Source organism: Pandoraea sp. E26, from assembly GCF_000681415.1.
Taxonomy (GTDB): Bacteria; Pseudomonadota; Gammaproteobacteria; order Burkholderiales; family Burkholderiaceae; genus Pandoraea; species Pandoraea pnomenusa.
In genome coordinates, this window is the sequence record NZ_AYXJ01000019.1 from 182,481 (window position 1) to 197,239 (window position 14,759).

Genomic DNA, 14,759 nt, shown 5'->3' on the forward strand with positions numbered 1-14,759 from the left:
CGCGAAGCGGTGCCGGGCAGTGTCGAATGGTGTCGGACGACGCCGGGTTAGCCGGCGGGTGTTTCGCACAATGCGGCGAGCCCGGCCAGATCGCCGCGTTGCGCGAGTTGGTGGACGTGCCGGGCGAAGGCGTCGAACTGGGGCGCCTGATCGCTAAGCTCGCGCGCCCAGTCCATCAGATCGGTGATCGCACCCATCGCAATCAGTTGCCGCGCCTGCGTCAGATGTTCCCGGGACGGCAGTATGCGCGGCAGGTCGCCCGGGGCGTCGGCGTTCGACGCGCTCGGCGATTCGTCGCGCTGCAGATCGAGCAGCCGCGCGAGCGTATTGCGCAGATCGGCCAGCTCGATGGGCTTGAGCAGGCACGCGTCGTAGCCGCTCGCTTCCACTGCCTGGGGCGAGGCCGAGACGGCGAGTACCGGCACGCCGGGCCAGCGACGCCGGGTGGCACGGGCGACGGCGAGTCCGTCGGCGTTGGGCATCATGTGGTCGGTAAGCACGAGATCCGGCGCCGACGCTTTCGGGTCGCCCAGCGCCGCGATGAGCGCGACGCCGTCGCCGAACGTGCGAACGGTGAAGCCCAGGCTCGCCAGTTCATCGTGCAGGAACTGCCGGATGTCCGGCGAGTCCTCCGCGAGCCAGATGCGATAGCCGCTGCCGTCGAGCGCGGGCAGCGCATGGGGCATGCCCGGGAACGAATACGACACGAGATCCGTTTCGCGCGCGATGCGCAACGCCAGTGTGAACGCCACGCGCGTGCCCTCGTCGGGCGCGCTGTCGATGGAGATCGTGCCGTCCATGCGCTCGACCCATTGCTGCACGATGGCCAGGCCGAGACCCACGCCCGGCACGCGTCTTGCCCGGTCGAGCCGCGCGAATGGCTCGAATACGCGAGGCAGATCGTCGCTCGCAATACCGCAGCCGGAGTCCTCCACCGCGAAGCGCACGTGCACGAGGTCTGCTCGCGATGCGTCCGCAGTGGCGTGCAGCGAAAGCGTGATCGTGCCGTTCGACGTGTACTTCGCGGCATTGTCGAGCAAATTGCCAAGGACCTGGCGCACCCGCTTGGCGTCGAATTCGAGCAGTGGCGGCAGCGGTGCGCGCACGTCGAGCACGAACGTGTTGTCATGCTTGCGCGCCAGGCTCATGCCTTCGTGCGCCATGGCGTCGACGAAGGCATGCGTGTAGACGGGGGCGACGTGCAGCGCGTCGGCCGCGCCGCCGCCGGCGTATTCGATCAGGTCGTTGACCATGGCGAGCATGTGATGCGCGCTGCGTCGGATGATGCGGCCCCGGTCGGCGTCTTCGCGGCCGCCGGCCTGCACCAGATCGGCGAAGCCGATGATGGAGGTCAGCGGTGTGCGCAGGTCGTGGCTGATGCGCGCGAGGAAGTCGCTCTTCGCGCTGTTCGCTTCATCGGCCGCGATGAGCGCGGCCTGCAATTCGCGCGTGCGCATGTCGACGGCGTTGGCCAGCCTGACTTGCTCCTCGCGGCGCGTTTGCAGCACTTCATGCTGCGCGGCACGCTGCTCGCGCACGAGCTCGCGCGAGCGGCCGGCCACGATGATCGTGAGCATGAGCAGCACGGAGACATTCGTGCTCCAGGCCATTGCGGTATTGGCCAACCAATCCTCGGGCAGCACGCCGTAGATGATGGCCAGTCGCCAGAACAGCACGGCGCATCCCGGCGAGAATGAGAGCAGCGACAACCGCGCGTTGGCGTTGCCGCGCCGCCAGCCGTCGATGAGCGACACCACCCAGATGGCATTGAATGCGGTGAGCAGACGCAGGTGCGTGAGTGCAGCCGCGCGGTGATCGCCGAAAGCGACCCAGAGCGCCATGACGGCCATGCACGCGATCATCGCGCGGTAGGTCCAGCGCCAGATCGCGATGCGTCGCAGGCCGGCGAAGATCATGAGCATCGCGCTGAAGAAGCCCGCGGTGAGCGTGGAGAAGAAGCTCGGCGCCCGCACCACGAATTCCCCACCCTGCGTGAGCAGGTACCGGTAAAGAAAGCCCTGAAACGCCATGTCCTGCGCGACCTGGGTGACGGTGATGAGCGCGAGCAGCACGAACACCGTGTCGCGACGCGCCACGCCGAGCACCATGGCGTACAACGCGATCGAGAGCATCGACCCGGCAAGCAGCATGGCGACCATCGCGTTGTGCGACTCCTCCAGGCGGAAGTCGTCGGGACGCCAGAGCTCGGGCACGATGCTGACCGACGACCGGGACTGCACGCGCACGAGGAAGGTCATGCGCTCGCCGGGCGCCAGCGTGATCGGGAAAACCGAGGTTTCCGAGGTGACCGGATGCCGGTCGAGCGGGACGGTGTGACCGGCACGCCACGTCACGGTCGGCTGCGTGCTGCCGAACGGCATCGCGTAGAAGCGCACGTCTTCGAGGCGCACGATGCCCACGCTCAGCCAGCGGGTGACGGGCGCCTTGCCGAGGTTCTCGAAGTGACCCGCGAGCCAGAACGCGGCGCTGCTGTAGCCGGGATTGAGCATGCGCGGCGCAACGTCACGCCATCCGGGGGCGACGAGCGCTTGCGACGGCGTGAGACGCGCGGACGTGTCCTCGAGAATGCGCAGCCGCGTGTCGAGCCTGAGCGGCGACGGCGCGCCGTCGATGTCGATGAACGACGCCGTCGCCGCATTCGCGGATGCTGCGGATGCGGCGGATGCAGCGGACGCCGCGGGGGCGATGCCCGCGCCGGCGAGCAGCACGACCAGCAGGATCCAGCCCGTGATGTTCGCCATGCCGTGGATCACGGGCTGGATGAGCCGTACGAGCCGTACGAGCGGTACGAGCGGTACGAGCGGTAAGGCGGCGCTCCGTCGTCGTGCGCCGACGCGTACGCGCGATGACGCCGCCGTCATGGCGTGGTGGACGTTCCCGGTACGTCCGTTACCGGGGGATTCTGCGGCATGCCCCTAAGTGCGCCCGACGCCCCGAGCTCGCGAAAACCGCTCGGCGGCATGCCGAAGCGTTCGCGAAACGCCGTGGCGAAGTTTGCGGCGCTGGCGAAGCCGACGGCGCCGGCGATGTCCTGGACGTCGAGCGACGTCTCGGAGAGCAGGCGTCGCGCTTCCTTCATGCGTTCCTCTCGCAGAAAGTCGAATACCGTCACGCCGACACACCGGCGAAACGCCAGGTTCAGGCGACGCGTGTTAGTGCCTACGGCGCTCGCGAGCCCGGCCAGTTCGGGCGTGAGTTCGAGCCTGTCGAGCAGCAGCGCTCGCGTGGCGCGAAAGAGCACGGCGTCGAGCGTGTGCGCCTGTACGGGCAGCGGCGGCGCCTTGCCCGCCTCTGTGGTCGAGCCGGGCAAGGGCGCGGGTGCACCCGCCTTCAGATGGATCGAAAGACGCAGCCGGACTTCTTCGAAATCGTACGGTTTGGTCACATAGTCGACGGCGCCGGCCGAGAGCCCGGCCACGCGCTCGCCGGGCAGGGCCGCCGCCGTCAGGAAGATCAGCGGGATGTGACGCGTGCCCGGGTCGGCCTTGAGCAGACGGCACGCCCCCAGGCCATCGCAGACGGGCATGCGGATGTCCATCAGGATCAGGTCGGGTTGCACCGTGCGTGCCTTCGTGTAGCCGTCGCGGCCATCCTGCGCAATGTAGACGCGGCATCCCTGCTGGCTGAGAAAGTCCATGAGGAGCATGCGGTCGTCCTGATTGTCGTCGACGACGAGCACCCGCACGCCCGAGAGCTGACGGGCGTGCGGCGAGGCGGGCCAGGCGTCGCCCGCCTGACGTGCGGCGGGTCTGACAGGCGGCTGCGGAGGCTGGGGACGATCGCTCATGATGGTCGCCATTCTTTCACATTCGCCGCGTTGCGCCGCGGCGGTTGCGCGCGAAATCCGACCCGCGAGAAATATTTTTCCGTCGCGCAAACGACACGTGCCGTCGGGCAAAGGTACGGGGATTTCAGGCGGGAAGCGCTCGGGTATTGTCGGGCGTCGGGTTCGTCGGAGCGAGGACCGGCGTGCGGGCGATCGGGGGGTTGTCCGCCGGCGGCAAAGCCTACGCGGCGGGCCCGGCCCCCCCGCGGGGGAGGCCGGTGGGCCCGGCGCTCATTCCGTGGGTGTCCACACGACGTCGGCGCCGACGGAGCAAAGGTTTTCCACGAAGCGCGGATGCGCACGGCGGATCGGATCGGCGTTCTTGATCGTCGAATGCCCGTCGATGCTTGCCGCGACCATCAGCAACGCAATCGCCACGCGGATGATGTACGGGCTCTCCACCACGGCGGGCGAAAGCGGTACCCCGCCGAAAGTGATCAGGCGATGCGGGTCCGACTGGAACACGTGCGCGCCGAACTTCGAGAGTTCCGTCGACCAGCCCATCGCACCGTCGTACACCTTGTTCCAGAACATGGCGCTGCCTTCGGCCTTGACGCCCAGCGCGATGAAGATAGGCAACAGGTCGACCGGGAAATACGGCCAGGGCGCGGCTTCGACCTTTGTCAGAATGTTCTGCGTGAACGGCGTTTGTACCTTCAGCTTGCCCTGGGCGGTTGCCGTGGACCAGCCGTCGCGATGTTCGACCTTGATGCCGAACTTCGCAAACGTACGGTCGATGAGCGGAAACTGTTCGGGCGCCGTGTTCTTGACCGTGATCTCGCCGCCGGTGATGGCGCCGAGCGCCAGGAACGTGGTGATCTCGTGGAAGTCCTCGGCGAAACGGAATTCGCCGCCGCCGAAGCGCTCCACGCCTTCGATGGCGAGTTGGGACGTTCCCACGCCTTCGATGGGCACGCCCAGCATCTGCATGAAACGGCAGAATTCCTGTACGTGCGGCTCGGACGCCGCGTTGTTCAACTGCGAGCGGCCGTTGGCGGTGGCCGCGCACAGCACGAAGTTCTCGGTGGTGGTCACCGACGCATAGTCGAGCCAGTGATGGATGGCCGGGCGCGCCTCGTCCGCATGGATGAGCAGCGAGCCTTCGGTGCGCTCCACGCGGCCGCCGAAGTGGCGCAGCACTTCGATATGCGGATCGATCTCGCGCACGCCGAGCGTGCAGCCCTTGATGTTGTCCTCGATGCGCGCCACGCCGAAGCGCGCGAGCAGCGGCGGCACGAGCATGATCGACGAGCGCATCTCTTCCGGCAGATGGTCGGTGCGCGGGTCGAACCGGGTGTGCTTGTGGTGGACGTCGAGCGTGCCCGCGTCGAAATCGACATTCACGTCGCTGCCCAGCTGACGAAAGATGTCGAGGATCTTGCGCACGTCGGTGATCTCCGGCACGCCGATGAGGCGAACCGGCTGATCGGTGAGCAGGGTGGCGCAAAGTACCGGGAGAACGGCGTTCTTGTTGGCTGAGGGGGTAATGCGGCCGCGTAGCGGCTGGCCGCCGTGGACTACCAGATGGGACATGGGCTTCCTTCGGGCTTCTTGCCTTCGTGCATCGTGCGGGGGGAGGAAATGGCGGGCCTGAGGCCTGTCGCAAACAGGCGCAATATACCCCCATTGAAGGGTGTGCGCCACGCGAACCCCCTCGTCCGTGGTGGGATTGCCGCGCGGCTTGACGCGCGACGGACGATGCCATCTCGTCCAGATTCCCCCAGTTCGGCCAGTTCGCCCGATTGGGCGGATTGGGACGATTGGGCCGATCCCGGCGATCCGGCCCGACGCTGCCGGCTTGGCAGGTCCCGGTGGACCGCCGTCGGCCTCAGCGGGCCGCGTCGGCGAAGGCTTCGGCGAAAATCGCGCGGAAGTCGGGCGTCTCCGCCGCTGCCGCGCGCGTGAGCACGCGGGCCTCGAGCTCGTCGAGGTGAGCGGTCGCGAGGGCGATCGCGGCCTCGGTCTCGCCATTGCGCAACTGGTCCACCAGTTGTGCGTGCTCCGTGGGCGCGCAGTGGATGAACTCCGCCGGGTCGTACAGCGCCTTGTAAAGCTCCGTTTTCGCCACGAGCTGGCGCGCGAAGACATCGAGTTCGGCGCTGTCGGCCATACCGATCAACTTCAGATGAAACTCGCCCGCAAGGCGTATCGAGCGCTCGTGCGTGCCGTCGGCATGCGAGCGGGCCTCGGTGGCCACATGCGCGTCGAGTTCGGCCAGCTGGCCGGCGCTCAGTCGCGTGCAGATACTCGCGATCACGCCGGTTTCGAGCACGCGGCGGGCGCGATAGGTCTGGCGGATGTCGTCGAGCGACGGCTGCGGAACGAACGCACCGCGATTGGGTTCGAGCACCAGCTTGCCCTCGAAGCCGAGCCGCGCGAGCACCTTGCGCACCGCGCCGCGCGTGCAATCGAAAGCCTGTGCCAGGTTGCGCTCGCGCAGCGGCATGCCGGGCCGCAGCTTGCCGGAGAGCAAGGCCTGCGAGATGGCCTGATAGACGCGCGCCTCGATGGGCTGCCCCGTACCCGCCGACGCGCCTTCGAGCTTCGATGCGGGATCGTCGGCAGCAGCGGGCGGCGCATCGACGTGCGATGCACCTCGGGACTCACCAGGGGACGCGTCGCGTGGCGACGCCGGTGCTGCATTGCGGCTCAAGCCTCTTCTCCTTCATCCGCGAGGGCATGGGGACGACGCGCTTCGCGTCGGTGTCGGCGAATTGTACCTGTCCCCACGCTCGCGCCACCGCCCCAGGACGGCGATCCCGTGCCGACGCCCCCGTGACGGGGCGCCAACCGGTGCCGACACCGCCCGCGTACGGTTGTCGCGCGCGCCGCCGCGCCCCTGCCATGCGCCTTCGGCCCCCTATCGCAAACCCGCACTCCAACACCGCGACCTTGCATTTCGGCAATTCGTTGCCGATAATGGTCAACAAAAATGGTTAACCATTTTGTGGTGTTTGGTTGATGATGTGGCAATCCGTCGTCACTCGCCAGCCACGAAGCGGGCAAGCCATCGGGACACGCCATTGCGGCGGTCGTTCGATTCCTGTTGGGTCTGGAGACGTCATGAAACCTGTACATTGCCTGGCCGCGCTTCCCATCGCGGCCTTCTATAGCGGCGGTTGGCTCGCCGAGCATCTGGGCACCCGGCTCGCCGGGCTGCCGTTCCTGATGACGTGGAACATCGTCTGGCTGCTGCTCACCTCGGCCGTCATGGTCGTGATGTTCCGCTTCGACGGATCGCGCGATGCCGGGCGGAATCCGGGGGTGGGCGACGGTGTGGCGCCCGACGCTTGTGCCAGGCGCGACGGAGCGACGTCATGAACGCCGCGCTGGCCGTCATTGCGGCGTTTCTTGCCTTCGCCCTGTTCGTGGGCATTCGTGCGCGGCGCGGGCGCACCATGAGTCTGGAGCAGTGGGCCGTCGGTGGCCGGGGCTTCGGAACGCTGCTCGTGTTCCTGTTGATGGCGGGCGAGGCGTTCTCGACGTTCACGTTCCTCGGCGCGAGCGGATGGGCCTACAGCAAGGGGCCGCCCGCGTTCTACATCCTGGCCTACGGCGCGCTGGCCTATCTGCTGGGGTACTGGATGCTGCCGGCGGCGTGGCGTCATGCCACGCGACACCATTGCGTGTCGTTCTCCGACTTCTTCGCCACGGCGTACCGCTCGCGTGCGCTCGGTGTGGTTGTCTCGGTGGTGGCCGTGCTGGGCATGAGTGCGTTGCTGATCATTCAACTGCGTGGCCTGGGCATCATCGTGTCCGAGGCGTCGTATGGCAGCATCTCACCTGCCGTGGCGATCTGGTGTGGTGCGATCGCGATGGTGCTCTACATCACCGTCTCGGGCATTCACGGCTCCGCGAGCATTGCCATTTACAAGGACGTTCTGATTCTCGCGATCGCGGTGTTCCTCGGCATTTATCTGCCGCTGCACTACTTCGGAGGATTCGGCGAGATGTTCGACCGCATCGAGGCCGCGCGACCTGGCTTCCTGCAACTGCCCACGAGTGGCCTCACGCTGTCCTGGTACAACTCGACGATTCTGCTGACGTCGCTCGGCTACTACCTGTATCCGTACGTGTTCACCTCGGTGTATGCGGCCAAGACGGAAAATGCGGTGCGCAAGAACACGATCTTGATGCCGCTCTACCAGATGGTCATTGCGTTCATGTTCTTCGTCGGGTTTGCCGCGATTCTGCAAGTGCCGGGGCTCACCGGCGCGGACTCGGATCTGGCGCTGCTGCGTATCGTCAAGCAGACGTTCTCGCCGTGGTTCGTGGGTGTGATCGGCGGCGTGGGGGTGTTGACCGCGCTCGTGCCGGGTTCGATGATCCTGCTCAACGCCTCGACGCTGATCGCCAAGAACATCTATCGCGACGGCTTCGCTCCCGACGCGAGCGAAGCTGCGGTCGGCAAGCTTGCCAAGCGCGTGCTGCCGGTGTTCGGGCTGGTTGCGGTGTTCTTCGTGCTGCGCGGCGGCGCGACCTTCGTGGCGCTGGCGCTGTTCGCGTCGAGCCTGCTCACGCAGCTGTTCCCGTCATTCGTGGCAAGCCTGCTGCCGCGTCCGTTCGGCAACAAGTACGGCGCATTCGCCGGCATTGGCGCCGGGGCTGTCGTGCTGGCCGCGGCGGTCGGCTTCGACGTCAACCTGCACACGCTGATGCCGAACGCTTCGGCGACGGTCGCATCGATCAACATGGGGCTGGTGGCGCTGGCGGTGAACGGGGTGACGTTCGTGGCGGTGAGTCTGCTCACGCGTTCGCGCAACGTCGCCGGGGAAATCAACCTGAGGAAGGCATGACAATACTGGACATTCGCAACGCACGCGCGCTCGACGGGACGCCGGTGGACGTGCGCGTCGAGGACGGACGGATCGCGGCCATCGGGGCATCGCTACCCCCGGTGTCGCCTCCGTCGGCTCCGTCGGCTTCGCCTCTGGCGGCAGATGGCGTCACGCGCATCGATGCGCGCGGCGCGTTGTTGCTGCCGGGGCTCGTGGAGTCGCACACGCATCTGGACAAGACCGTGTGGGGGATGCCCTGGTACGTCAATGAATGCGGCTCGCGGCTCATCGACCGGATCGACAACGAGCGTCGCTGGCGTGCCGAGAGTGGCCACGACGCGGGCGCGGCATCGCTGGCGCTCGGTCGCGCGTTTCTCGCCGCCGGCACCACGCGCCTGCGCACGCACGTCGACATCGACACCGATGCCGGTCTGCGCCATCTCGAAGGGGTGCTCGCCACGCGCGAGACACTGGCCGACACGCTCGACATGCAGATCGTGGCGTTTCCGCAGTCGGGCGTGCTCGATCGCGAGGGCACCGTGGCCTTGCTCGACGCGGCGCTTGCACGTGGCGCCGACGTGCTCGGCTGGCTCGATCCGTGCGCCATCGACCGCGATCCGAAAGCCTCGCTCGACGCCATGTTCGCGCTCGCGGACAAACACGGATGTCCCATCGACATGCACCTGCATGAACCGGGCGAGATGGGCGTCTTCACATTCGAACTGATGCTCGAGCGCATTGCGGCGCTTGGCATGCAGGGCAGGGTGGTGGTCTCGCATGCGTTTTGTCTGGGGGAACTGGATATGGCGCGGGCCGATGCCATGCTGGCCCGGCTGGCGGATGCCGGTGTGGCACTGATCACCACGGCGCCACCGTCGCGCGTCGTGCCGCCGCTCATGGCGTGCCGTCGCGCCGGGGTGCCGCTCGCGGGCGGCAACGACGGCATTCGCGACACCTGGACACCGTATGGCGTGCCCGACATGCTCGAGCGCGCCATGATGATCGGATTGCGTTACAACCTGCGACGCGACGACGAGCTCGAGATGGCGCTCGATTGCGTGACGCACCAGGGCGCGCGCACCTGCTGGTTCGACGACTACGGTCTGCACGTGGGCGCGCGAGCCGATCTGGTACTCGTCGACGCCGTCAATGCGGCGCAAGCCATCGTCACGCGCGCGCCGCGTCGCTGGGTAGTGGCCAACGGACGCGTCGTCGTCAGCGAGGGCGTTGCGGTATGACCCTCTGGCTGGCCATCGTCGCGGTGGGCCTCACGCTGCGCCCGACGCTCACGTCCATCAGTCCCTTGTTGCCGCAGATTCGCTCCGCCACGGGCATGACCTATCCGGTGGCGGCGTTGCTGACGTCGCTGCCCGTGCTGGCCATGGGCGCGGGGGCGTTCGCGGCCGGCGGGCTGACGCGGCGTTTCGGCGAGCGTCGCGGCGTGCTGCTCGGCCTGGCGGCGCTGGCGCTTGCCTGTGGCGTGCGCTTCGTCGCCGACGATACCGTGACCATGATCGCCACCGCGCTTGCGTCGGGCATTGGCATTGCCATCGTCCAGGCATTGCTGCCCGGCGTGGTCAAGGCGAACTATGGTGCCGCGCGCATGAGCGCGATGATGGGCTTGTATTCCGCCGCGCTCATGGGGGGCGGGGGACTCGGGGCGGCGCTCAGTCCCTGGGCGGCCTCCGGGGCCGGCGACTGGCGCATCGGACTCGGCATGTGGCTGCCGGTCGTGCTGGCGGCGGCGCTCGCGTGGTCGCGCGCGCCGTTGGCTGCGTCGATGGCCACCGGCGGCGCGCAGACCGCCACTGCCGTGGAATCGCGCCCCGCGAATGAAGCGGTCGGCGAGCGCGCGACGTCGTTTGCGGATGAAGCGCCGTCCATGTTGCACCTGTTGGGCAACCACCGGGCGTGGACGCTCGCCGTCTACTTCGGCCTCATCAACTGCACCTACACGACCATGGTGGCCTGGCTGCCGCCGTTCTACCAGCAGCATGGCATGAGCGCGACGCGAAGCGGCGCCCTGCTCGCGGGCCTGACCGCGTGCCAGGTCGTGGCCGCCCTCATGCTGCCGTGGCTCGCGCGCCGCAACGTCGACCGCCGCCGCTGGCTCACTCTGGCATTGGCGGCCACCCTGGCCGGACTCGCCGGTCTGGCCTGTGCGCCCGACCTCGCCCCGTGGGCATGGGTCGGCGGCATTGGCTTCGGCCTGGGGGGGACCTTCTCGCTGGGACTCGTGCTGGCCCTCGATCATCACACACAGCCGCGTCACGCCGCCGCGCTTGCGGCCTTCATGCAGGGCGTGGGTTTTTGCATCGCGGCAATTGCGCCGTTCGCGGCCGGTGCCGTGCTCGCCGCGACGGGCAGCTTCCTGCCGTCGTGGGCCGGACTCATCGTCGTCAACATGACGCTGATCGCGCTGACCTGGCGCTTCGATCCGGCCGGCTACGCGGCGGCCCTCCGCCTGGCGCGTGATCGACGACAGGCGCGTCATCAGCGCGCGTGACGTGCGCGCCGGAGGGCTCATGCGTTGCGCACGCGAGACACGATTCGCCAATGCAAAATTCATGCGAATCCCTTCGCAATCCGCGCTAAGATGGCTCATCGTGTGATGTCGCAGCGGGACTTCGGCGCGAGACCGTCGTTGCCGGTCCGGTCGGTGCTCTCGGTCCGCAGGGCCCGATTGGCTGCGTATCTTCAGAGACCAGGCCAAAGGGAGAACGGATGCTCGGAATGTCGCGCGGGACCGTGGGACGATCGTTCGGGACGACACTCGTCACGGTCGGTGCCCGCAGCGTCGGCGCGGCCGCATTGATGCTTGGACTCGGCACGTTCTCCCCCCTCGTTCCGGCTGCCGACACCCTCTTGCCCGGGCGACCGGGCAATCCTGTCGTGCGACCCGCCGCGGCTTCCGCGCCTTCGGCGCCCGTTGCCGCCAGCGCGGCGCCGGCGGCCAAAGCATCCCCTTCCACCGGCGTCGACCAGCGCGTGTTGCGCAGCGATGGCGCCTATGCCGAACTCCACGTCTTCCGTCCGCCGGCGGCCTGCAGCGGCGTGGCCGTGCTGAGCCCGGGGGCGGGTGACGACCGCGACGCGCTCGCGTGGCTCGGCCGGGCCCTGTCGCAATACGGGTGGCTCGCCGTGACCATGGCACACAAGGAAAGCGGGCGCGACTCCTTGCGCGAGCGGGTGCGAAACGGTGGATTGCGCGATGGCCTGCTCGCACTCACTACGGACCCCGAAGCGTATGACGACCGGTTCGAAGATACCGGGGCAGCACTGCATTGGGCGCGAACGCAATGCCGTGCGGGGCCCTCCGTGCTGGTGGGGCATTCCATGGGGGCCGTCACTGTCATGATCGAGGCGGGGGCGAAGACCAAGCTCGGGCTCGACAGCGACGACCGCTTCGACGGCTACATCGCGTTGTCGCCCCAGGGCAGCGGGCCGATCTTTCCGGCGGGGGCCTGGCACGACGTCCACAAACCCGTGCTGCTCGTCACCGGCACGCGCGACGCGCCGCTCGACGGCAAATGGCAGACGCGCACCGAGCCCTTCGCCGATCTTCCTCCGGGGTGCCATTGGCAGGCTGTCGTCGACAACGCCACGCATTTCAACTTCGCCGGGTTCGGATACGGTCATGGCGACATCGAGGCCAAGGTGCTGCCTATCATCCAGCGCTTTCTCGACAATGTGCGCGCGCACCGATGCGCCGTGCCCACGCCGGCATCCGGCGTGAAATTCGACGCCAAATAGCGCACCATGGCCGAAAGGGATCTGACGCGCGGCCCCATCGGCAAGACGCTGTTCTGGTTCTCGCTGCCCGTGCTCGGCAGCAATGTCCTGCAGTCGCTCAACGCGTCGATCAACGCCATGTGGATCGGGCATTACCTGGGCGAGTCCGCGCTGACCGCGGCGTCGAACGCCAACATCCTGCTGTTCTTCCTGCTGGGCGTGGTGTTCGGCATCAGCATGGCCAATACCATCCTCATCGGCCAGTCCATCGGCGCCAAGAATCGCGAGCTCACCCAGCGAATCGTCGGCACCAGCGCCACCTTCTTCGTACTGGTCTCCGTGGCTGTGGCCCTGATCGGCTACTGCTTTACGCCCGAACTGCTGCACATGCTCGGCACGCCGGGCGACGCGCGCGACTTCGCCGTCGCTTACCTGCGCATCATCTTCGTGGCCTTGCCGGTCATGTACTTCTACAACTTCGTCATGATGGCGTTACGGGGGGCGGGCGATGCGCGCACGCCGTTCCGGTTCATGCTGCTTTCGGCCGGCCTCGACGTCGCGCTCAATCCGTTGTTCATCTTCGGGTGGGGACCGGTCCCGCCATTCGGCATCGCGGGCTCGGCGGGCGCGACCCTCGTGGCGCAGAGCGTGAGTCTCGCGGCGCTCCTGTACACCCTCTATCGCCGGCGCGATCCCTTGTGGCTGCAGCGCAAGGACTGGAAATACCTTCGCATCGATCCGGGGTTGCTCAGGCTCATCGTCGTCAAGGGCTTGCCGATGGGGTTGCAGATGGTTGTGATCTCGTCGTCGGCCATGGTCATGATGGGATTCGTCAATGGGTACGGATCGCAGACCACGGCAGCGTACGGTGTTGCTTCCCAGTTGTGGACCTACGTGCAGATGCCGGCGCTGGCCATCGGTGCGGGTGTGTCATCCATGACCGCGCAGAACGTGGGGGCGGGGTTGTGGGATTGCGTCTCGCGCATCGGCCGGGTCGGCGTGGGTCTCAACTTCGTCATGACCGGCGCGCTCGTCATTGCCATCCTCCTGTTCAATCGCCAGTTCATCAACGCCTTTCTGCCGGGCGACGGCTATGCCATCTCCGTTGCGCAGCACATCAACACCGTAGTGGCGTGGTCGTTCGTGCTGTTCGGCGTGACCATCGTGCTTTTCGGTGTCGTGCGTGCGACGGGCGCGGTGGCGGCGCCGCTCGTCATCCTGTTCGTCTCGCAGTGGATCATCCGGTTGCCGTTTGCGTGGCAGATGCAGAAACACTGGGGGGCGGAGGCGATCTGGTGGAGTTTCCCGCTGGGCTTCGCGGTCTCGCTCGTCATGGCGCTCGCTTACTACAAGTGGGGCCGGTGGCGGGGCATGCGGATGCTGCCCGGTGGCGCGAGGCCGGCCGTGGCGCCGGTCAAGGATGCCGTGAGTGCCCCGGCGGGGCCATCGCCGGCGCCCGTCGCGTCGCCTTCGCCGGACGAGTCGCTGACTGGCGATCCTCGCCGTCCCTTCGATTCAAGCGAAGCGCCGGGCGAATCCACCGAAACGCGTCCCTGACAGGAGGGGCATCAGCGAGCGTTGGCAGTCCATCGGGCGGCTGACGCGGCCAATTCCGTGCGTAGCCATTCCACCAGCGCGGCGCTTGCCGGGTGGGATGCCGGGGGCGTACGCGACAGGGCGACATAGGCCGAACCATCACGAACGAAGCCGTGGGGGGCGACGAGGCGCCCGGCTTCCAGTTCATCGCACACCATGTACACCGAGCCGATCGCTGCGCCGAGACCGGCGCCGGCGGCTTGCAAACTCAGATAAAAGTGTTCGAACGGTGGAGCGCCGGGTTGGCTGGGTGGGGCGGGTCGATTGGCGTTGCGCATGGCGCGGTGCCAGTCTTGCCAGGCGAGGGGGCGGGTGCGGGTATTGAGTTGTGGTGGATGAGGTGACGCGAACGAGGCGGGCAGGCCGACTGGGCCGATCCATTCCTCGGCCAGGGGTTCGGCGACCAGCGCGTGACTCCAGAAAAAGTCATTGCGGCGGATGGCGATGTCCACGCCGGCGGTGGCGAGGTTGAGTGGTCCGCCGGCGGAATGCAGGTGGAGGGCGATGTCCGGGTGGAGTTGGGAGAAGGCGCCGAGGCGGGGGATGAGCCAGCGCATGGCGAGGGTGGGTTCGCAGGAGACGACGAGAGTGTGAGAGGTGGGGGAGGGTTGGAGGTTGGAGAGGGTGGTGGCGAGTTGATCGAACATTTGCCGGGTGGTGGCGTGGAGGCGTTCGCCGGCGGGGGTGAGGAAGACGGCGCGGTTGCGTCGTTCGAAGAGGGGGATGCCGAGGGCGACTTCGAGGGAACGGATTTGGCGGCTGACTGCGCCGTGGGTGACGAAGAGGCGTTCGGCGGCGCGGGCGAA

At 67.5% G+C, this 14,759-nt stretch carries 11 protein-coding genes; 6 read left to right on the top strand and 5 right to left on the bottom strand.

The window, feature by feature from the left end; translation table 11 throughout:
* Positions 1 to 47 precede the first annotated feature (47 nt).
* The 4 genes from W930_RS27485 to W930_RS27495 form a co-directional block, all read right to left on the bottom strand.
* The gene (locus W930_RS27485) at positions 48 to 2,762 is read right to left on the bottom strand and encodes an ATP-binding protein (RefSeq protein WP_072619151.1); all 2,715 of its coding nucleotides are present in this window, start codon (positions 2,760 to 2,762) and stop codon (positions 48 to 50) included.
* Positions 2,763 to 2,878: 116 nt separating this feature from the next.
* Complete coding sequence (locus W930_RS27490) at positions 2,879 to 3,667, bottom strand: DNA-binding response regulator (protein ID WP_231107102.1); 789 nt, start codon at positions 3,665 to 3,667, stop codon at positions 2,879 to 2,881.
* Between the two features lie 411 nt (positions 3,668 to 4,078).
* Positions 4,079 to 5,380: a UDP-N-acetylglucosamine 1-carboxyvinyltransferase gene (locus W930_RS0114495; RefSeq protein ID WP_023594365.1), complete on the bottom strand. Its 1,302-nt coding sequence runs from the start codon at positions 5,378 to 5,380 to the stop codon at positions 4,079 to 4,081.
* Positions 5,381 to 5,675: 295 nt separating this feature from the next.
* Positions 5,676 to 6,500, bottom strand: coding sequence for a GntR family transcriptional regulator (locus W930_RS27495; protein ID WP_024788638.1), 825 nt, complete (start codon positions 6,498 to 6,500; stop codon positions 5,676 to 5,678).
* Between the two features lie 410 nt (positions 6,501 to 6,910).
* Between W930_RS27495 and W930_RS27500 the strand changes: the two genes are divergently transcribed.
* From W930_RS27500 to W930_RS27515, 6 genes are all read left to right on the top strand, one after another.
* Positions 6,911 to 7,168 (top strand): DUF3311 domain-containing protein, encoded by a 258-nt coding sequence (locus W930_RS27500; RefSeq protein ID WP_023594367.1) that lies wholly within the window; start codon positions 6,911 to 6,913, stop codon positions 7,166 to 7,168.
* A complete protein-coding gene (locus tag W930_RS0114510; protein WP_023594368.1) occupies positions 7,165 to 8,643 on the top strand; it encodes a sodium:solute symporter in 1,479 nt (492 codons plus the stop codon). The genes W930_RS27500 and W930_RS0114510 overlap by 4 nt, the downstream gene beginning before the upstream one ends.
* Positions 8,640 to 9,863 carry an amidohydrolase family protein gene (locus W930_RS0114515; protein WP_023872229.1) on the top strand — a complete coding sequence of 408 codons (1,224 nt, stop codon included), beginning with the start codon at positions 8,640 to 8,642 and terminating at the stop codon, positions 9,861 to 9,863. Before W930_RS0114510 ends, W930_RS0114515 begins: the two co-directional genes overlap by 4 nt.
* Positions 9,860 to 11,131 (top strand): MFS transporter, encoded by a 1,272-nt coding sequence (locus tag W930_RS27505; protein ID WP_023872228.1) that lies wholly within the window; start codon positions 9,860 to 9,862, stop codon positions 11,129 to 11,131. Before W930_RS0114515 ends, W930_RS27505 begins: the two co-directional genes overlap by 4 nt.
* 227 nt (positions 11,132 to 11,358) lie before the next feature.
* Positions 11,359 to 12,378: an alpha/beta hydrolase gene (locus W930_RS30470; RefSeq protein ID WP_155252877.1), complete on the top strand. Its 1,020-nt coding sequence runs from the start codon at positions 11,359 to 11,361 to the stop codon at positions 12,376 to 12,378.
* Positions 12,379 to 12,384: 6 nt separating this feature from the next.
* The gene (locus tag W930_RS27515; RefSeq protein WP_024788639.1) at positions 12,385 to 13,914 is read left to right on the top strand and encodes an MATE family efflux transporter; all 1,530 of its coding nucleotides are present in this window, start codon (positions 12,385 to 12,387) and stop codon (positions 13,912 to 13,914) included.
* A gap of 11 nt (positions 13,915 to 13,925) precedes the next feature.
* Here W930_RS27515 and W930_RS27520 read toward each other — a convergent pair.
* On the bottom strand, positions 13,926 to 14,759 hold an 834-nt coding region (locus W930_RS27520; protein ID WP_036655932.1), incomplete at its 5' end, for a LysR substrate-binding domain-containing protein.